This window comes from Streptomyces sp. NPDC050504, from assembly GCF_044458065.1.
Lineage (GTDB): Bacteria > Actinomycetota > Actinomycetes > Streptomycetales > Streptomycetaceae > Streptomyces.
Genome location: NZ_JBITHO010000002.1, coordinates 17,859 through 37,369, shown reverse-complemented (window position 1 = coordinate 37,369; position 19,511 = coordinate 17,859). Strand labels below are relative to the sequence as shown.

At 72.6% G+C, this 19,511-nt stretch carries 15 protein-coding genes; 6 read left to right on the top strand and 9 right to left on the bottom strand.

All coding sequences use genetic code 11. The features are described from left to right. Positions 1-176: 176 nt before the first annotated feature. Entirely contained in the window at positions 177-1,454 is a 1,278-nt protein-coding gene (locus tag ACIBNE_RS06090; protein WP_399270165.1) for an LCP family protein, read from the bottom strand. 107 nt (positions 1,455-1,561) lie between these two features. Here ACIBNE_RS06090 and ACIBNE_RS06085 point away from each other — a divergent pair, with 107 nt between their 5' ends. Continuing rightward, positions 1,562-2,110: an acyl-CoA thioesterase gene (locus ACIBNE_RS06085; protein ID WP_399270163.1), complete on the top strand. Its 549-nt coding sequence runs from the start codon at positions 1,562-1,564 to the stop codon at positions 2,108-2,110. A 166-nt stretch (positions 2,111-2,276) separates the two neighbouring features. Here the strand turns inward: ACIBNE_RS06085 and ACIBNE_RS06080 are convergent, their stop codons facing one another. Further along, positions 2,277-3,731: an LCP family protein gene (locus ACIBNE_RS06080; protein WP_399271237.1), complete on the bottom strand. Its 1,455-nt coding sequence runs from the start codon at positions 3,729-3,731 to the stop codon at positions 2,277-2,279. 238 nt (positions 3,732-3,969) lie between these two features. Between ACIBNE_RS06080 and ACIBNE_RS06075 the strand changes: the two genes are divergently transcribed. Further along, a complete protein-coding gene (locus ACIBNE_RS06075; RefSeq protein ID WP_399270161.1) occupies positions 3,970-5,007 on the top strand; it encodes a glycosyltransferase family 2 protein in 1,038 nt (345 codons plus the stop codon). 69 nt (positions 5,008-5,076) lie between these two features. Here ACIBNE_RS06075 and ACIBNE_RS06070 read toward each other — a convergent pair whose 3' ends face one another. The 4 genes from ACIBNE_RS06070 to ACIBNE_RS06055 all read right to left on the bottom strand — a co-directional run bounded on the left by ACIBNE_RS06070 (position 5,077) and on the right by ACIBNE_RS06055 (position 11,298). Beyond that, positions 5,077-6,807 carry an LCP family protein gene (locus ACIBNE_RS06070; protein WP_399270159.1) on the bottom strand — a complete coding sequence of 577 codons (1,731 nt, stop codon included), beginning with the start codon at positions 6,805-6,807 and terminating at the stop codon, positions 5,077-5,079. A 125-nt stretch (positions 6,808-6,932) separates the two neighbouring features. Next, entirely contained in the window at positions 6,933-8,738 is a 1,806-nt protein-coding gene (locus ACIBNE_RS06065; protein ID WP_399270157.1) for an LCP family protein, read from the bottom strand. Positions 8,739-8,955: 217 nt separating this feature from the next. After that, complete coding sequence (locus ACIBNE_RS06060; protein WP_399270155.1) at positions 8,956-10,380, bottom strand: LCP family protein; 1,425 nt, start codon at positions 10,378-10,380, stop codon at positions 8,956-8,958. A 165-nt stretch (positions 10,381-10,545) separates the two neighbouring features. Further along, on the bottom strand, positions 10,546-11,298 hold the full coding sequence (locus tag ACIBNE_RS06055) for a TIGR03089 family protein (protein WP_399270153.1): 753 nt from the start codon (positions 11,296-11,298) through the stop codon (positions 10,546-10,548). Between the two features lie 127 nt (positions 11,299-11,425). Between ACIBNE_RS06055 and ACIBNE_RS06050 the strand changes: the two genes are divergently transcribed. The 3 genes from ACIBNE_RS06050 to ACIBNE_RS06040 all read left to right on the top strand — a co-directional run bounded on the left by ACIBNE_RS06050 (position 11,426) and on the right by ACIBNE_RS06040 (position 15,256). Next, positions 11,426-13,042 (top strand): N-acetylmuramoyl-L-alanine amidase, encoded by a 1,617-nt coding sequence (locus tag ACIBNE_RS06050; protein ID WP_399270151.1) that lies wholly within the window; start codon positions 11,426-11,428, stop codon positions 13,040-13,042. A 135-nt stretch (positions 13,043-13,177) separates the two neighbouring features. Continuing rightward, positions 13,178-14,260, top strand: coding sequence for a sugar phosphate nucleotidyltransferase (locus tag ACIBNE_RS06045; protein ID WP_399270149.1), 1,083 nt, complete (start codon positions 13,178-13,180; stop codon positions 14,258-14,260). After that, positions 14,261-15,256: a DNA-3-methyladenine glycosylase family protein gene (locus ACIBNE_RS06040; protein WP_399270147.1), complete on the top strand. Its 996-nt coding sequence runs from the start codon at positions 14,261-14,263 to the stop codon at positions 15,254-15,256. It abuts the gene before it with no gap. Between the two features lie 149 nt (positions 15,257-15,405). Here ACIBNE_RS06040 and ACIBNE_RS06035 read toward each other — a convergent pair whose 3' ends face one another. The 3 genes from ACIBNE_RS06035 to ACIBNE_RS06025 are packed head-to-tail and all read right to left on the bottom strand — an operon-like array spanning position 15,406 to position 18,297. Further along, positions 15,406-16,827 (bottom strand): coenzyme F420-0:L-glutamate ligase, encoded by a 1,422-nt coding sequence (locus tag ACIBNE_RS06035; RefSeq protein ID WP_399270145.1) that lies wholly within the window; start codon positions 16,825-16,827, stop codon positions 15,406-15,408. Next, positions 16,824-17,777: a 2-phospho-L-lactate transferase gene (gene cofD / locus ACIBNE_RS06030; RefSeq protein WP_399270143.1), complete on the bottom strand. Its 954-nt coding sequence runs from the start codon at positions 17,775-17,777 to the stop codon at positions 16,824-16,826. The genes ACIBNE_RS06035 and cofD overlap by 4 nt, the downstream gene beginning before the upstream one ends. Positions 17,778-17,790: 13 nt before the next feature. Then, positions 17,791-18,297, bottom strand: coding sequence for a cysteine dioxygenase (locus ACIBNE_RS06025; protein WP_399270141.1), 507 nt, complete (start codon positions 18,295-18,297; stop codon positions 17,791-17,793). 645 nt (positions 18,298-18,942) lie between these two features. Here ACIBNE_RS06025 and ACIBNE_RS06020 point away from each other — a divergent pair. Next, positions 18,943-19,209, top strand: coding sequence for a WhiB family transcriptional regulator (locus tag ACIBNE_RS06020; protein WP_399270139.1), 267 nt, complete (start codon positions 18,943-18,945; stop codon positions 19,207-19,209). Positions 19,210-19,511 lie beyond the last annotated feature (302 nt).

Genomic DNA, 19,511 nt, shown 5'->3' with positions numbered 1-19,511 from the left:
GGGGGGGGTGGGGGGTGTGTGTGGGGGGGGGGGGGGCCGGGGGGGTGTTTTTGGGGGGGGGGGGGGGGGGGGGGGGGGGGGGGGGGGGGGGGGGGGGGTGGGGGGGGGGGGGGGGGGGGGGGGGGGGGGGCGCCGCCGCCGCCCCCCCCCCCCCCCTCTCCCCCCTCACATCACCGTCACTTGTCGCCGACGGTGACCTTCTTGTCTTCCTTCAGCTCCTCGACGAGCAGCTTGACCTTGGCCTTGTCCCAGTTCAGGTTGCCGCCGGTGGTCCCGGAGATCGGCATGTTCATCGACGTGCCCCCGCCGCCCGTGACGCCCTTCATCGCGAAGAACATCTGGCCCAGGTCCCACAGGCTCATGTCCTTGTCGACGATCAGGGTGTCCAGGCCCGCGCCCATCGTCGGGTAGAGCTTGAACGGGTTGAGGATCGTGCCGGGCGTCGCGGTCTGGCTGGCCAGCGCCGCGAGGAACTTCTGCTGGTTCTTCGTACGGTCCAGGTCGGAGCCCGCGAAGGCGTACCGGGTGCGGACGAACGCCAGCGACTGCTCGCCGTCGAGGGTCTGCTTGCCCGCCTTGAAGTCGGCGCCGGACTTCTTGTCCTTGAACGCCTTCGGGATGTCCAGCTCCACGCCGCCGATCGCGTCCACGATCTTGGCGAAGCCGCCGAAGCCGATCTCGACGTAGTGGTCGATGCGCAGCCCGGTGTTGTGCTCGACGGTCCGCACCAGCAGCTCGGGGCCGTCCTCGGCGTACGCGGCGTTGAGCTTGGTCCACCGGCCGCGCGCCGGGTACGTCTTCCCCGAGTCGGAGCCCTTGTACGAGGGGATCTCCACGTTGGAGTCACGGGGCAGCGAGATCAGCGTCGGCCCGTTGTCCCCGTCGTGCAGGATCATCATCGAGTCGGTCCGCTTGCCCTCGGCGGAGCCGGTGTGGAGCTTCTTCTTCTCCTCGTCCGACATGCCCTCGCGGCTGTCCGAGCCCACGATCAGGTAGTTCGTGCCCTTGCCGCCGCCGGGCCGCTCGATGACCTTGCCCAGGTCGACCTCGCGCTTCAGCTTGCCGTCGGCCCAGAAGTACGTGCTGACGCTCACGACGAGCAGCACGACCACCAGGGACAGCACGCCGACCGTGATCCGCTTGCGCCAGTTGGGCGGAGGGCGGTCGGGGTCGCCGGGCGCGGGCCTGCGGCGCTGCTGGGGCGGGACGCCGCCGCCGTTGCCGCCGCCGTCCCCGCCGCCGCGGTTCCGGCCGGGGGAGCCGTAGACCTGCCCGGTGTTGTACCCGCTGTCGTACGAGTCCCCGTACCCGGAATCCGCCTGCCTCGGCTGCTGCCGGGGCTGCTGCTGAGGCTGCGGCGGGACCGGACGCCGCTGCACATGCCGCATGGAGCGCGCGCCCTCGGGCTCCGCGCTGGAGCTGCCACGTCCGTACCCATCGGGCCAATCGTTCATTCGACCAGTGTGCCGTGGGGCCCCGGCGCACTTACAGGCGAGCCGGTGAATCGGGCCAGGGCTGTTGCCAACCTGATGCAATGGCGGACCGGCATATGGTGGAGGGCATGACAGATCAGGCGCAGCGCTCGGAGACCGCGATTCCGGGCAAGCCGACCTCGGCATCCCGCACGACCCTCTCCCACATCATGACGGGCAGCGACACCAACCTGCTGGGCACGGTGCACGGTGGCGTGATCATGAAGCTGGTCGACGACGCGGCGGGCGCGGTGGCGGGCAGGCATTCCGAAGGGCCGGCGGTGACGGCCTCCATGGACGAGATGGTGTTCCTGGAGCCGGTCAGGGTGGGCGACCTGGTCCACGTCAAGGCCCAGGTGAACTGGACGGGCCGGTCCTCGATGGAGGTCGGCGTACGGGTTCTGGCGGAGCGCTGGAACGAGTCGACGCCCGCGACGCAGGTGGGCTCGGCGTACCTGGTGTTCGCGGCGGTCGACGGGGAGGGCAAGCCGCGTCCCGTGCCGCCGGTGGTCCCGGAGACGGAGCGCGACAAGCGGCGCTACCAGGAGGCGCAGATCCGGCGCACGCACCGGCTGGCGCGACGCCGGGCGATCAAGGAACTCCGCGAGCGCCGCGCGGCGGACGGCATCGACGAGTAGCGCCCTGCCGGGGGAGTGGGGAGCCGCGCGAGGGCGGGGGACGGATGCCGCGCTTCCCCGCCCCGCGCAACGGGACCCCCGCGCAACGGGACGCCCGCGAACCGCCCCGCCCCGCGCAACGGGCCCCGCGAACCGCCCCGCCCCGCCCCCGGAAGGGCCCCGCCCCCTACGGGCACACCGCCTCGTCGCCCCGTACCGCCTCGAACTCCCCCCGGTGCACGTCCTCCGCCCGCACCGCCCGCACCCCCCGGTACTCGCTCCCCACCACCACCCGCAACGTCCCGCCCAGCCCCTTCACGGCCCGCATCCGCGCCCCCGGCAACGCCGTGGCCAGCGACTTCGCCGAGCGGTCCCACCGGGGGTCGTACTCCACGACCGTCCCCCGGACGTCACCACCGGCCCCGGCCCCCGCGCCAGCCCCCGCCCCGGCCCCCGCCCCGGCCGCACCGGCCCCCGCCCCCGCCGGGCCGGCCCCCGCCCCGCTCTGCGGCACCCGCGTCGTGTCGAACCCCGTCCTCCGCAGCGCCTCGTCCACGGTCCGCCCCAGCCCGTCCTTGGACGTGCCGTTCACCACCTGCACCCGGATCTGCCGCGGCGCGACGTCGACCCGCACCGCCTTCGCCCGCCCCGCGTCCCCCGCCTTCCGCAGCGGCGCCAGCGGCTTGTCCGCGCGCAGCGCGTCGAAGAGCTTCCCGGCCTTGACCGGATCCCACTTCACGGTGGACCCGATGCCCTTCACGGCGAAGCCCATCTGCCCGATCGGCACGGACACGAACTCCGACGACGCCGCCGAGAACCCCCGCATCGCCTCCCCGAGCGCCAGCATCTGCTCCGTACCGAACCCCTCGTCCGCCCGGACCGAGGAGAGCATCGTCGAGGCGACCCGGCGGAACTTCACCGGGTTCACCAGCGTCCCGCCGCTCGTCACCCGGTCGATCAGCGCCGCGAGGAACCGCTGCTGCCGCTGCATCCGCCCCAGGTCGGCCGCCCCGTCGATGTGCCGCGACCTGACGTACTGGAGCGCCCGGCCGCCGTCCAGGGTGTGCGAGCCCGCCGCCAGGTCCAGGCCGGTGTACGGGTCCTTCATGGGCCGCGTCGTACAGATCCGCACGCCGTCGACCGCGTCGACGGTCTTCATGAAGCTGGTGAAGTCGACCTCCAGGTAGTGGTCGACCTTCACCCCGGTCATGTGCTCGACGGTGCGCACCGTCAGGTTCGGCCCGCCCTCCGCGTACGCCGCGTTGATCTTCACGGGGTGCTGCTTGTGGTGCTCGCCCGTGGTCCCGTCGACGTGCTCGGGGATCTCCGCGTACGAGTCCCGGGGCAGCGAGACGACGCTGGCCCGCTCCCTGTCGGCGGAGATGTGCACCAGCATGATCGTGTCGGTGCAGTGGCACGGCGCCCCGCCCAGCCGGTACTTCTCCTTCTCCGCGCGCGTGATCCGGTCGCGCCCGTCGGTGCCGACGACCAGGACGTTCATGCCGTGCCCGGCCTGCGGGCGGTTCTTCATGTCCTTGAACGGGTCGACGCGCCTGATCCCGTCCTCCATGCCGGTCACCACCGCGTGCCCGATGCCGCTCGCGCCGAGCACCAGCACCGAGAGCGCGGTCGCCGTCCGCATGCCCCAGCGGGGCCTGCGGGCGCGCCCGCGCCCGCCCCGGGGCGCGGCGGGCCCCGGGGTGCGTCGGGGACGGGGCGGCACGGGCGGCACAGGCGTGGGGGGCACGGGCGGGCACCTCCGCGAGACGGCAGGCGGGAGAGGGGGACCGGAAGCACCGTAGGCCCATACGATCAGCGACCCCGCGCACCGACCGGCCGCCGCGCGCCCGTGTCCCCCGTTCGCGGTAACGTGGCGGGCGATGAACGCCAAGCAGCCCTCTCAGGACTCCGCAGCCCCCGCAGTCTCCGTGATCATGCCGGTGCTCAACGAGGAACGCCATCTCAGGAACTCCGTCCGGCACATCCTGGAGCAGGAGTACGCAGGGGAGATGGAGGTGGTGATCGCGCTCGGTCCGTCCACGGACCGCACCGACGAGATCGCCGCCGAGCTGGTCCGTGAGGACCCGCGCGTGCACACCGTGCCCAATCCCACCGGGCGCACGCCCGCGGCGCTCAACGCCGCCATCAAGGCCTCGCGCCACCCCATCGTGGTACGGGTCGACGGGCACGGCATGCTCTCGCCGAACTACATCGCCACCGCCGTGCGCCTGCTCGGCGAGACGGGCGCGCAGAACGTCGGCGGCATCATGCACGCCGAGGGCGAGAACGCCTGGGAGGAGGCCGTCGCCGCGGCGATGACCTCCAAGATCGGCGTCGGCAACGCGGCCTTCCACACGGGCGGCGAGGCGGGCCCCGCCGAGACCGTCTACCTCGGGGTGTTCCGCCGCGAGGCGCTGGAGCAACAGGGCGGCTACAACGAGGAGTTCATCCGCGCCCAGGACTGGGAGCTGAACTTCCGGATCCGCGAGGCGGGCGGCGGCATCTGGTTCTCGCCCGAGCTGAAGGTCCAGTACCGCCCCAGGCCGAGCGTCCGCGCGCTCGCCAAGCAGTACAAGGACTACGGCCGCTGGCGGCACGTCGTGGCCCGCTACCACTCCGGCTCGATCAACCTGCGCTACCTCGCCCCGCCGACCGCCGTCTGCGCGATCGCGGCGGGCGTCGTGGTCGGCGCGCTGCTCACCCCGTGGGGCTTCGTGGTCCCCGGCGGCTACCTCGCGGCGATCGTCGCGGGCTCGCTCCCGGCGGGCCGGGGCCTGTCGCTGAAGGCCCGCGCGCAGATCCCGGTCGCGCTCGCCACGATGCACATGTCGTGGGGGTACGGCTTCCTGACCTCGCCGCGCTCGCTGGCCAAGAAGGTCATCGCCAGCCGCCGCCCGGCGGTGCGCCAGCCCGCGTAGCCCGTTGCGTACGGCAGGAGGGCCCCGGGTGCGTCACCCGGGGCCCTCCTCGCGCACGCGCGTGCGCCGTCAGCGCTCCAGGCCCTCGTGCCAGACGTACGGCTTGTAGATCTCCATGCAGCCGCTCTCGTCGGACGCGGTCGACGCGTCGGTGGTGGTCGGGTCGACCTTCTTCGGCTTCGGCTTGGGGTAGGCGTCGCCGGTGCGCCAGTCCGCGCCGACCACCAGCGTCACGCCGGAGACGTCGGTGGACTTCTTCACCTGGGAGGCCGGAATGCCCAGCGACTTGGCGACCGCCTGGGCGTCGCCCTCCAGTTCGGCGCTCGGGAAGTAGAGCTGGGTCTTGGCGATCGGGTCGCCGCCCTTCTCCGCCTCGGCCTTGGCGTACCCCTTGTTCTGGAGCAGGCCGGCGACCGTGCCCGCGCGGCCGGGCGCCGCGCCCAGCTGGTCGGTGTAGGCGCCGTTGCGGACGGCCACGCCGATCTCGGCCGCCGGGGCGGCCGGGTCCTTCGGGGCGGCCGGCTTCTTCGGCTTGGGCTTGGCGTCCTTGCCGTCGACCGGGGTGTCCTCGCGGATCATCTCCCACAGGTCATCGGCGGCGCCGGGCTGCGGCAGGTAGTGGTTCTCGTCCTTGGGGTCGATCATCCGGGGCATGGTCAGCATCGTGATCCGGTCCGTCGGCACGTGCTTGAGGTTCATGCCGAGGTCGAAGAGCTTCTTGACCGAGCCGATCTCCTCGGAGACCTGGAGCGACTTGACGCCCGCCTCCGCGATGTCCATGAGGCGCCCGGTGTCGGTGAAGGCGTTCTGGCTCTTCAGGTTGCGGATCACCGAGTTCATGTACATGTGCTGGGCCTTGGAGCGGCCGACGTCGTCGAAGAACGGGTGGCGGGTGCGCAGCCACTTCAGCGCGTCCTCGCCCTTGAGCGTCTGCTTCCCGGCCTTCTTCAGCTTGAGCCCCGAGCCGCCCTTCACCAGCCGCGTCGGCCGGTCCCAGACCGGTTGCTTCACGCAGACCTCGGCGCCGCCGACCGCGTCGGACATCTTCACGACGCCCGCGAAGTCCACCGTGATCCAGTGGTCGATGTAGATGCCCGTGAGCTCCTGCCAGGTGGCCAGCGTGCAGCCGGCCCCGCCGCGCGCCAGCGACTCGTTGATGATGGTGTTGGTCTTGGGGTACTTCCTCTTGGTCTTCGGGTCCTCGCAGGCCGGGATGTCGACCCGGGTGTCGCGCGGGATGGAGACCACCGAGGCGTTCTTCCGGTCGGCCGACACGTGCAGCAGCATCTGCACGTCGGCGAGGGGAGGGGCGTCCGCCTTGTCCCGGGAACCGCCGAGGTTCTGGTTGGCCTTGGACTTCCGGCTGTCGGAGCCGATCAGCAGGATGTTCAGCGGGGTCTGGCCGTCCGCGTTGGGCGCGGTCTTCTCGACGTCGCTGCCGCCCGCGTTGCGCTGGCCCTTGCGGAGGCTGCTGTTCAGGTGCTCGTAGTACAGGTAACCGGCCGCCGCCGTGCCGAGTATGAGCAGCGACAGGATCGAGGCGGTCCAGCGGAGTATCCGCTTGCCCTTGCTCACGGGACGGCGGCGCGAGGCGCGCGCTCCGCGGGCGCCCCTGCCGCCCCTGGCGGCACGGCGTCCACCGCCGGAGCCGGAACCGGCGGCGGACGCGGCGGAGTCGGAGCCCTCGGCCCCGCCCTTGACCTCCACCCCGCCGGACTGGGCGCCTTCGGCCCAGCCCGAGTCACGGCGCTGCGGCTCGCGTTGTCGCGAACCCTCCCCACGCACGCTGTTCCGTCCCACCCGTCCCACCCCTTGCCCCTGTGGCCCGGAGCCTCCTCCGGTCACTCGCTGCCCGTCTAGACGGGCCGATTACCCGACTGGTTCATTTCCCGCCCGCCGTTTTACTTGGCGCATACCGACTTGTCCTACTTGGCGCACACCGACTTGTCGGCGTTCACCCGCTGGATGCCCTCCGGCGCCTTCGCGGGGCCGGTGACGGGCTGCCCGGCGCCCTTGAAGTCCCCCCCCAGGGTCAGCACCATGGGCTCGCGCTCCGCCGCGGGCTGCGCGTTCGGCTTGAGCGCGGTCGCGGGCAGGCCCATCATCGCCGCGAGCGCCCGCGCCTGGTCGGCCTGGTCGCTGCCGTACGTCAGCGTGGTCTTGGCCTGCTTCTGCGGCGCGTTGCCCTCGCTGCTGGACTTCGTCACGCCCTGCTCCAGCTGGAGCCAGGTCAGTGTCTTGGAGGCGGCGCCGACGGTCTCGCTGCCGTTGTAGACGGCGACGCGCACGTCGGACGGGTCCGCCTTGGGGCCCTTGAGCAGCGCGGCCTGCTTGCTCGCCTGCGCGCTCTTCGCAGCCTTCTCCTTCGCCTTCACCTCGGTCAGCGAGGTGTCGGAGCGGACCATCGCGAAGAGCTGCTCGGCCTTCTCCTCGTTGAGCAGCACCGTCGCGCCGTCGGTGTTGTCGACCACCGGCACGGTCGCGAAGGTGATGTTGCTCGGGTCGACCTCGGCGAGCTCCAGACCGAGGTTCTTGAGCTTCTCGATGCTCCCTATCCCCTTGTCCACGGCGAGCGCCTTGGTCGCCGCCTCCGCCAGGTCCCACATCTTGGTGGGGCTGGAGAGGGTGTCGCTGGACTTCATCTTGCGGATCAGCGAGCCGAGGAACTGCTGCTGGAGTTCGATGCGGCTGAGGTCGCCGCCGAAGCCCACCGAGTGCCGGGTGCGCACGTACGCCAGCGCGTCGTCGCCCTTGAGGTTGTGCTTGCCCGCCGGGAGGTTGAGGTGCGAGTCCTTGTCGTTGATGTCCTTGGCCAGGCACACCTCGACGCCGCCGACCGCCGAGGACATCGTCTTCACGGCGTTGAAGTCGGCCATCATGAAGTGGTCGACGGTGATGCCGGTGATCTCCTTGACGGTGCGCATGGTGCAGCCGGGGTCGCGCCCGCTCTGGCCGAGGCTCTCGTTGAACTTCGTCTTCAGGGTGCCGGGGACGTCCTTTATCGAACCGTCCGGCTGCTTGGTGGGGCAGACCGGGATGTCGGTGATCAGGTCGCGGGGGATGGAGAGCGCGGTGGCGTTCGTCCGGTCCTTGGAGACGTGGAAGAGGATCGTCGTGTCCGCGTGGCCGACGCTGTCCTTGTCGCCGTAGCCCTCGTTGCCCTTGCCGGTGCGCTTGTCGGTGCCGATGACGAGGATGTTCACGGCCTCGTCCTTCTTGAAGCCGCCGGTGCCCGCGCCCGCGACGTCGTACGTCTCCAGGTTCCCGTTGAAGTGCTGGTACACGAGGTACGCGCCGACAGAACCACCCACGAGGACGAACGCCGTGACGCCGCCCGTCCACAAGAGGATCTTCTTCTTTTTGCGCGGCTTGTTGACGGCCTTGCGCGAACGGCGGCCGCCGGAGGGCTGGGCGCCTTCGGAAACGGAGGCAGAACCCGTGCGCGAGCCGTTCCGGGAACCGCCGCGCGGACCTGAGCGGGAAGCCCCGCGCCCGTCCTCGGGGGAATCCGAACGGGAATCCGGGTGGGGCGTCGAATTGGTTTGCGGACGGGTGCGCTGACCCGGAACATCTCTTCTGCGGGTGCCCGGTCGGGCGGCGGACGGGGAGTGCTGTCCTGTGGACCCAGTGGAATGGTCCAGTCGCAATTCGTAACTGCCCGTTTCCGGGTTCAGGACCCACTGGTCTGCGGGGTCGATCTCATCGGCCCGCCCACGGCTCTGCGCGTCCACGGTTGCTTGTGTCCTCCGTCGGTGCCACGCGCGCCTCCCCCCAAAGGCGCTCGTCTATCGATCCGGCGGTGCGCGACCTGGTGTGTCAGTCACCGGATCGCGTCACACTATCCGCCAAGTTGAGCGTGCAGCGACGTCCGTGACAAATTCCACGCCCCTTACAACCGGGCATTTCGCTCAATCCGCACGGAGAGACAACCCTCCCATGGGTCCGCCTTTACTCGCAGACCCCCGCGGCGGCATTCGTGCCCGCGAAAGTCGGTGCCGGGCTCGGGCGTGCCGAGGGGTCCTCGTCGGGCTTCTCGTCCGTATCGACCGACTCATCCGAATGATCCGACTCACCTGATTCATCCGCCCCTTGGGTCTCCTGGTCCCCGCTCTTCGCCGGGACCACGGACACCGGGGCGTCGTCGCGCAGCCGCGCGAAGAGCCTGCCCGCGTCGGGCTGTACCAGTTCGTCCCGGTTGATGTCCTCGCTGTACGGCTGCCGGGGGACGGTCAGGAACTGCACCTTCTCGGTCGGTACGTTGCGCATCCCGCGCACCAGGTCGTACAGGTCCTTGAGCGAGTCCAGGCCCGGGTCCGTGGTGAGGGACTTCGTCGCCGCGTCGAGCACCGGGTAGAGCTTGACCGGGTTGAGCAGCACGCCGTTGCTCTGCACCTTGTTGACGAGCGCGCCGAGGAACCGCTGCTGGCGGTCCATCCGTTCGGTGTCGCTGCCGTCGCCGAGGGACTTGCGGGCCCGCACGTAGCCCAGCGCCTGCTCGCCGCGGAGCGTCTGCCGCCCCGCGGGCAGCTTCAGGTGCGCGTCGGCGTCGTCCACCGGCTCCTTGAGGCAGACCTCGACGCCGTCGACCGCGTCGACCATGTCCTTGAAGCCGCTGAAGTCGACGACCATGTGGTGGTCGATCCGGATCCCGGTCAGCTTCTCGACCGTACGGATCGTGCAGGCCGTACCGCCCCGCTCGAACGCCCAGTTGAACTGCGCGAACTGCGGCTCGTTGCGCGTCCCGTCGGAGCCCCGGCAGTCGGGGATGTCGACCATCAGGTCGCGCGGCAGCGAGACGGCCGTCGCGCTCTTCCGGTCCGCCGCGAGGTGCAGCAGGATCGTGGTGTCCGAGCGCTGGCTGCCGCCGTCGTCACGGCCGTACCTGCCGTTGTCGCCCGCGCGCGTGTCCGAGCCGATGAGCAGGATGTTCTGCGCGTCCTGCACGACGGGCGCGGGGCGCTCCTTCTCGTACGTCTCCAGCTCGGCGGCCGCCGTGACGTCCGTCCTGATGTTCCCGTCGAGCTTCTTGTACAGCCACCAGCCGGTGCCAGCGGCGACCAGCACGAGGAACGCGGCGCCGCCCGCCGCCCAGCGCAGCCAGTGCCGCCGGGGCCGGGCCGGGGGAGCGGGGGGCGCGACTTCGGCCTTCGAGGTGCCGTCGGCTTCGGGGGCGCCTTCGGCCTTCGGGGCGTTGCTGGCCTTCGGGGCGCCGTCGGCTTCGGGGGCGCCGTCGGCCCCGCCCTCTTCCGGAGTGCCGTCCGCCGGGTCCGGGCTCGCGTCCGCGGCCGCGGACGTGTCCCCGTCGGACACGGTCGCGACGGGGCGGGCGGGCTCGGCCGGCACACCGGATTTCTCGGTCACGTCTGCGTCCATCCTTCGCGGCGTCTGCGGCGCGCTGGGCCGCTGGTCTCACGTGTAGACGGCGGCAGTACGCGCACGGTTGTGCGGTCCGTACTCCCGATCATGTACCGGAGTTGACGCGAAGGACCGGAGGGCAGGGCGCTCAGTGCGCCGGACGAGTGCCCTTCAGGGCGCTTGTCATACCGCGCTGTTGGTGACGCGCTCGCTCTCGACGCGCTTCGCCAGACCCTCGGGGGACAGCTGGTCGAGGTGGCGGCAGAGCACCACGGAGCCGCCCGCGGCGAGGGGCGCGAACAGCCCGGTCGAGAGCCCCTCCCAGGTGTCGTACGCACTCCCGGTCAGCAGCCGCGCCCCCGCGCCGAGCCCCAGCGCGTCCGCGTCGGCGCGCGCCCGCTCCACCAGCTCGGCGCCCGTCAGCTCGGTGCCGCCGACCGCGAGCGCGGGGGCGTCCGGGTCCACCGGCGCGTACGGCGCGAACCGGTCGCCCTGGCTCGGCACCTCCACCGCGTAGTCAGCGAACCCGGCGGGCGGCTGCGGGAACCGGCCGCCCAGCGGGCGCAGCGCCAGCGCCACCCGCTCGCCCGAGCAGGCGCGCGCCGCGTCCAGCGCGTCCGGGCCGCTCACCACGAGGTCCGCGGCGGCCGGGTCGCCGCCCACGTCGGCGACCACCCCGACCGACGAGCACGCGAGCAGCCACACCGCGGTCTGCCAGTGCGCGGGCAGCAGCAGCGCGACCCGGTCGCCGGGCTCGGCGGACAGCTCGCCCTGGAGCAGGTTCGCGGTCTTGGCCACCCAATTGGCGAAGGTGGCCACCGAGAGTTCGACGCGCTCGCCGGTCGCGTCGTCGTAGAAGGTGACCAGGGGCCGCGAAGGGTCCGCGGCGAGCGCGGATCGCAGCAGGTCGGCAGGGGTACGGTCGCTGGCGTTCACGCCCGCAAGCGTACGTGCCGCAGGTCGCGCGCCGAGGGGGCGGCCGACCCGGGTGGCGGACGGTGCGTCAGTTGACCGGCTCATCACCAGTGGCCGGATCAACCGCTGTATGCCCAGGATCATGTACATGCGTGCCTTTCTCGCCTCCTCGGTCGGCGTCGTCTGCGCGACCGCCCTCGTGCTGCCGCTCGCCGTCGCCGCGCCCGCCGGTGCCGTGGTCGCCGTGCCTTCCGGTGCCGCGTCCGCCGTGTCCGCCGCCGTCTCCGGCTCAGCCGGTGAGGCGGCGGACGGCGGCCTGCCCGGCTCCACCCAGTCCCTGGCGCTCGGTCCGCTCGGCTCCCGCCGCTCGCTGAGCGCGGCGCGGGGCCTGCCCGCGCGCGACGTCAAGCCGTTCTCGCTGGTCGGCGTCGTGTGGCGGGACCCCGCCGCCGAACTCCACGGCACGGTCCAGGTCCGCACCCGCGCCACGGGCACGACCGTCTGGTCGCCGTGGGAGGACCTGGAGACGCACAACCACGAGCACGCGGCCGACCCGGACACCGCCGAGGGCGCGTCGCGCGGGGTGCGCGGCTCGACCGCGCCGCTGTGGGTCGGCGACTCGGACGGCGTACAGGTGCGCGTACGGCCCGAGGTACCGGGTGGCGTACGGGCGGGTGGCGTACGAGGGGGCGGCGCGGGCCTGCCGGACGGGCTGCGCCTGGAACTGGTCGACCCGGGCGAGGGGCCGAGCCGGAAGGAGGCCGAGCCCGGGGCGGTTTCCGTGTTCGAGCCCGAGGCCGCGCCCGAGCCCGCTCCCGAGCCTGTGGCCGCGACCGAGCCCGTGACCGTGTCCGGGGCGGCGCGGTCCGCGACCACGACGGCGGCGGCCCTGACCCCGCACGCCATGCAGGCCGCCGAGGCGCTGCGGGCACTGAGGTCCCCGGCGGGGCCGACGACCCCCGTGGCCCCCGTAGCGATGACCCCTGGGGTTCCCGCGGTCCCCGGGGTCCCGGCGGTCCCGGTGGCCCCTGCGGACCCGAAGGCCCCGGAGATCCCGGAGGTCCCTGCCGTGCCCGAGGCCCCCGCCGCCCCCGCGATCCCCGCGGGTGCCCTGGTCATCCCCGCGCTCCCCAGGGAGCCCAGCCAGGCCAGGCCGTACGTCGGTCCGCGCCCCCGCATCATCACGCGCCGCGGCTGGGGCGCCGACGAGAAGCTGCGCGAGCGGGGTTTCGTCTACACCGACGCCGTGCACGCCGCCTTCGTCCACCACAGCGCGACGGGCAACCGCTACAGCTGCGCGCAGACCTCCTCCGTCCTCCGCAGTATCTACCGCTACCACGTCAAGAGCAGCGGCTGGCGTGACTTCGGCTACAACTTCGCGGTCGACAAGTGCGGAAACATCTACGAAGGCCGGGCCGGGGGCGTGGCGAAGCCCGTCCTCGGGGCGCACACCCTCGGTTTCAACAGCGACAGCATGGGGATCGCGGTCCTCGGCACGTACAGCGCGAAGACGCCGCCCCAGGCCGCGCTGAACGCGGTGGCCCGCCTGACCGCCTGGAAGCTGGGGATGTACGGGGTCAACCCCCGGGCGAAGACGGTGATGCAGTCGGGCGGCGGCAACCTGTACAAGAAGGGCAAGAAGGTCAGGCTGAACGTCATCTCCGGACACCGCGACGGCTTCGCCACCGAGTGCCCAGGGGGCCGCCTCTACAAGAAGCTCGGCAAGGCGCGGGCGGCCTCGGCGAAGCTCCAGGGCCGCCACTGACCGGGCCGCGCCGGGAGCGCGGGCCCGGGTTCGGCCGGAAGTGTGACCGGAAGTCCGACCAGAATGTCCCGAACGGTCTGCATACACTGGCCAGCCGAACACGGCCCGGCCCCAGCAGGAAGCAGAGACGACAAGGTGACTGAAGCGATCCTCCTGGTCGGCGGCAAGGGAACCAGGCTGCGTCCGCTGACGGTGCACACCCCCAAGCCGATGGTCCAGGCGGCGGGCGTCCCGTTCCTCACCCACCAGCTGGCCCGCGCCCGCGCGGCGGGGGTCGAGCACATCGTCCTCGCCACCTCCTACCTGGCCGAGGTCTTCGAGCCGTACTTCGGCGACGGCTCCTCGCTCGGCCTGAGCATCGAGTACGTCACCGAGGAGGAGCCGCTGGGCACGGGCGGCGCGATACGCAACGTGGCGTCCCGCCTGCACTCCGGGCCCGAGGACCCGGTCCTGATCTTCAACGGCGACATCCTCACGGGCCTGGACATCAGGGCCCTGGTCGAGACCCACACGACGTCGGGCGCCGACGTCTCCCTGCACCTCACCCGGGTCGACGACCCGCGCGCCTTCGGTCTGGTGCCCACGGACGACACGGGCAGGGTGCTGGCCTTCCTGGAGAAGCCGCAGACGCCCGAGGAGATCGTCACCGACCAGATCAACGCGGGCGCGTACGTCTTCCGCCGCTCGGTCATCGACACGATCCCCGCCGACCGCCCGGTCTCCGTGGAGCGCGAGACCTTCCCCGGCCTGCTCGCCTCGGGCGCCCACCTCCAGGGCATGGTCGACTCCACGTACTGGCTCGACCTGGGCACGCCGGGCGCCTTCGTGCGCGGCTCGGCCGACCTGGTCACGGGCCGCGCGCCGTCCCCCGCGGTGCCGGGCAGGTGCGGCGACCGCCTGGTGCTGCCGACGGCCAGGGTCGCGCCGGACGCGAAGCTGGTGGGCGGCACGGTGGTCGGCGAGGGCGCGCTGGTCGGCGCGGGCGCCCGGATCTCCGGGAGCACGATCCTGCCGGGCGCGGTGATAGGGCCCGGCGCGGTCGTCACGTCCTCCTTCGTGGGCGCGGGCGCCCGCGTCGGCGCCCGCACGGCGCTGACGGGCGCGGTGATCGGCGACGGCGCGGACGTGGGCGCGGACAACGAACTGCACGAGGGCGTACGGGTGTGGTGCGGCGCGACGCTCCCGGACGCGGCGATCCGCTTCTCCTCGGACCAGTAGGTGGCGGGCCGCTACCTGCCGCGCCCGGCGCCCCGCGGCCCGGTCCCGCAGCCGCGCGGGGCCGCGGCGGGAGCGGAGGACACCGGCTCCGACCGGACGTGGCGGGCGCCGGGCCCGCTCGACGTCCCGCTGATCCTCGGCCCGCTGCGGCGGGGCGCGGGGGATCCGACGTACCACCTGGCGGCGGACGGCGCGGTGTGGCGCGCGAGCCGCACGCCGCAGGGGCCCGGCACGCTCCGGGTGGCGGCGGGCGCGGGCGCCGAAGAGGCCGGGGCGCGGGCCTGGGGCCCGGGAGCGGAGTGGCTCCTCGACCGGCTCCCCGAACTGCTGGGCGGCACGGACGACCCGGACGCCTTCGTGCCCAGGCACCGCCTGCTGGCCGTGGCGCGGAGCCGGAGGCCGGGGCTGCGGCTGGTGCGCACGGGCCTGGTGCTGGAGTCCCTGATCCCCTCGGTGCTGGAGCAGAAGGTGACGACGGCGGAGGCGTACCGGGCGTGGCGCCTGCTGGTGCGCCAGTACGGGGAGCGGGCGCCGGGCCCGTGCCCGGTGCCGATGCACGTGATGCCGGAGCCGGCGGTGTGGGCGCGGATCCCGTCGTGGGAGTGGCACGGGGCGGGCGTGGACGCGAAGCGCTCGGCGACGGTCCTGCGGGCGGTGCGGGTGGCGCGGCGCCTGGAGGAGGCGGCGGGGATGGGGTTGCCGGAGGCATCGGCGCGCCTGGGGCTGATCCCGGGGATCGGCCCCTGGACGACGGCGGAGACGCTCCAGCGCACGAACGGCGCGGCGGACGCGGTGACGGTCGGGGACCTCCACCTGCCCGGGGTGGTCGGCTACGCCCTGGCGGGGGAGCGGGAGGCGGACGACGCGAGGATGCTGGAACTCCTGGAGCCGTACGAGGGCCAACGCCACAGGGCGGTGCGCCTGGTCCTCACGACGGGAAGGACGCCGCCGAGGCGGGCACCGAAGATGCGCAAGACGAACATCGCGACCCTTTAGGGCCCCGTGTCAGTGCCCCGCGTCAGGGCCCCGTGGCGCGGGGAGCCGCGCGAGGGCGGGGCAGACGCCGCACATGCCCGCCGCGGGCGAAACGGCGCCCCGGGGCCCCGGACCCCGTGAAGCGCCTCCCCCCCGTACGCCGCCCCGCCCTACCGGACCTCCACGAACGCCTCGACCTCCCGCGCCCCCCGCGCGGGGGCCGCACCCGCCGGGCGCCCCACGGCCACCGCCCCCATCGGGTCCCATCCCGACGGCAGCCCCAGCACCTCCCGCACGACCTCGCGGCAGAACATCGTGGACGACACCCACGCCGACCCCAGCCGCTCCCCGGCCAACGCCACCAGGAAGTTCTGCACGCCCGCGCCCATCGCGACGACGAACATCTCCCGCTCCGCGCCGTCCCTGCGCGCGTCGCCGTAGGAGTGCGCGCCGTCGGTCACCAGGCAGGGCACCACCAGGTAGGGCGCCCGCCGCAGCACCTCCCCGCGCCGCACCCGCTTGGCGATGGACTCCTCCGACTTGCCGTCGCGCCGCAGATCGGCGATCCACGCGTCGCGCATCGCGTCCAGCAGCCGGGTCCTGGACTCCGCGGACTCCAGGAGCACGAACCGCCACGGCGTGGTGTGGTGCGGCGCGGGCGCCGTCAGGGCCGCGGCGACGGCCCGCCGCACGGCCCCGGGGTCCACCGGATCGTCGGTGAACTCGCGGATCGTGCGCCGCTGCGTCACCGCCTCCCGTACGGCCTCCGACGTACCGAGCCGGAACATGTCGTCGGACGCGTCCCGCACCAGGTCCCGAGCGGACCAGGCCCCGGCGTCCCGGCCCTCGGCCCCGGCGCCGCCCCCGGCGTCCCCGCTCGCGCCGCGCCCGGCCTCCCCGACGACCCCGTTGCTGTTGCCGCTCCCGTTTCCGCTTCCGCTTCCGGCGACGATCCCGGGCAGCCCGCGCACCACGGCGACGGGCAGCCCCTCGGCCTTGCCCTTCACCAGGTCACCGGCCCCGGCCAACTCGTCGGCGACGGCCACGACGGTCGCGCTGAGCGGATTGCCGTACGCGTCGGTGCCGCCGCGCAGGTCGTCGAGGACCCGCACCCCGGCCGCTCCGATGGCGACGTCGGTCAGCCCGCTGCGCCAGGGGCGCCCGAAGGTGTCGGTGACGACGACCCCGACGTTCACGCCCAGCGCCGCGCGCAGGCCCTCGCGGATGGTCCGGGCCGACGCGTCGGGATCCTCGGGCAGCAGCAGCACGGTCCCGGCCTCGGTGTTGGACGCGTCGACCCCGGCCGCCGCCATCACCAGGCCCTGCCGGTTCTCCACGATCCGCAGGGTGCCGCGCCGCGCGACGACCCGTACGGTCTCCGCGTCGATCGCCGCCTCCCGGTCGGCCGCCTCGACGATCCGGCCCTCGGCCTTGCTGACGATCTTCGAGGTGACGAGGAGGACGTCCCCGTCCAGGAGCCCCGGCTCGGCGGCGGCGATCAGCTTGGCGAGGTCGTCCCCGCCCCGCACCTCGGGCAGCCCGGGAACGGCCCACACCCGGTACCCGGACCCGCTCCCGGGCGCCCCGCTCACCTGACCTCCTCGGCCAGCGCCAGCGCCTCGCGCGCCATCTGCGCGGTCGCCGCCACGTCGGTCATCATCAGCGGCACCGCCCTGCACTTGATGCCCGCCTCCTCGACCGCCGCGACGGACCCCGCGTCGACGGTGTCCACCAGCCAGCCGTCGATGAGCCCGGAGCCGTAGTGCAGCGCCACCGCGCTCGCCGTGGACTCCACGCCGACCGCCGCGAGCACCTTGTCGGCCATGCCGCGCACCGGCGCGTCGCCGACGATGGGGGAGAGGCCGACCACCGGCACCCCGGCCCCGGCGATCGCCTCGCGGATCCCGGGGACGGCGAGGATCGTGCCGACGCTCACCACGGGGTTGGACGGCGGGAAGAGGATGACGTCCGCCTCCGCGATCGCCTCCAGCACACCGGGCGCGGGCTTCGCGGCCTCCGCGCCGACCGGCACGATCGCCTGCGCGTCCACGGAGGCGCGCAGCTTCACCCAGTACTCCTGGAAGTGCACGGCCCTGCGCTCGCCGTCGAGTTCGACGGCGACGTGCGTCTCGACGCGGTCGTCGGACATCGGCAGCAGCCGCACGCCGGGCCGCCAGCGCTCGCACAGCGCCTCGGTGACCGCGCTCAGCGGGTAACCGGCGCCCAGCATCTGGGTCCGCACGATGTGCGTGGCGAAGTCCCGGTCGCCGAGGCCGAACCACTCGGGTCCCACGCCGTACGCCGCGAGCTCGCCCTTGACCTGGAAGGTCTCGTCCTCGCGGCCCCAGCCCTGCTCCTCGTTGATGCCGCCGCCGAGCGTGTACATCACGGTGTCGAGGTCGGGACAGACCTTCAGGCCGAACAGATGGATGTCGTCACCGGTGTTGCCGATGACGGTGACGTCCGCGTCGGGGGCAGCGGACTTCAGACCACGGAGGAAGCGGGCACCACCGATGCCACCAGCCAGAACCACAATGCGCATGCACAGCAGTCTGTCAGGCGGGTACGACATCCCGTCCGGCCGGGGCGGAGCACTGCGGGGCCTGCATGGGCATCTCGGTGAGGCCGGGGAAGTAGACGTGCAGGCTGACCGCGGGCTCCAGGGAGTCGTTGACGACCTCGTGGACGTACCCGGGCGCGAAGACCCGCTGCGCGCCCGCCGCGAGGGTGCGGTCGGCGTTCTCCGTACGCTCCGTCAGTTCGCCCGCCAGCACGGTCAGTACGCCCGACGACGCGCCGTGGCCGTGCAGCCCGCTGCCCTGTCCCGGCACCCAGCTGAGCAGCCAGACCTCGTATCCGGGCCCGGTGCGCAGCCGGTGGTACCAGCGGGAGGTGGCGTCGTACCGGACCAGGTCGGCCCACTGGGACGGGTCGTCGGCGATGGCGCGGGCGAGCCCGGCGAACTCGGCCACGGTGGCGGGGTGCTCGCGGGCGGGCTGGAGGAGGTGCAGGACCTCAAGGAGGTCGCCGGCGATCTGGAGGTCGCTGTCGCTGCTGTTCATGGGTGCGGTGGTTCCTCGGCAAGGGGGAGTGCACGTGCGGGGCGTCCGCGGGGGGACGCGGAGCGGGGAAAACAGAGCAGAAAAAAGCCGGAGCGGGATCGCTCAACAGCTGGAACAGCAACAGCGAGCCTGGACAGCGCTGCGGAACCCACGGACGTGGGTCGACGGGCGCGCTGAGGTCACTGGCATGGAATCAAGGAGAGCGGAGAAACGCGTCCACTGTCAACCCAATGCCCGATTTGGGGGTAATGTTTCACCTCATCCGGTTACTGAGTGTGGAGAAAGGTTTGTGCAGCCGCTGACCGGGAGACATGCCGCTGCATCCACCCCTGCGGAACCCCGTGAAGAAGCCTCGCTGTGATCCGGATCGCTTCGGCTGCCGGTTCGCAACACGGGTGGAGTTCGGGTCGTCCTCCTCTGTGACGGGGGAGGCGTGCGGTCAAGCCGACGGCAAGTGTCACAATTTTTGGTGATTTGAACACTTTCCGCATAGCCTTGGTTCCGCAGAGTGAATACGGGGCCCAATAGCAGATCTCGGCTTGACTGCCCCGGATCCGCACACTTGTAATTTCACTCGTGTCGTTCGGCCGGGATCGGTAACGGCAGCATCACGGGGACGCACAAAAAACAGACGAGGGGCGCTACATGACCGAGCTGTTCCAGCAACTGCTGGTCGAAGACGCGGACGCCGAAGAACTTGGCTGGCAGGAGCGCGCCCTCTGCGCGCAGACCGACCCCGAATCCTTCTTCCCCGAGAAGGGCGGCTCGACCCGCGAGGCCAAGAAGGTCTGCCTGGCCTGCGAAGTCCGTTCCGAATGCCTTGAGTACGCACTCGCCAACGACGAGCGGTTCGGCATCTGGGGCGGCCTGTCCGAGCGCGAGCGGCGCCGGCTGAAGAAAGCCGCGATCTGACCCGTCGTCCGGGGCGTCGGGCCCGTGCCGGGGATCCGGACGGGAAGCGGCCGGAACCGACCGACCGACTGACCGGGCGGCCGTTCGAAAGACGATCACCCTCGGGTCCGCCACCCGGCCCGTACCCCGCTCCGCGACCCGAACAATCGCCATAAGTCCGTACGTAATCCACGGTCCGCCCCCTGCCCGTCGACCGCAGGCGGCGGACCGCTGTCGTGCCAGCCGTTAGTGTGGGCCCCCGTCCGAGACGCTCCAACGCCCCACGTTCCGGGGCGACCCCGGCCGCGGAGGGCCCGTACCTC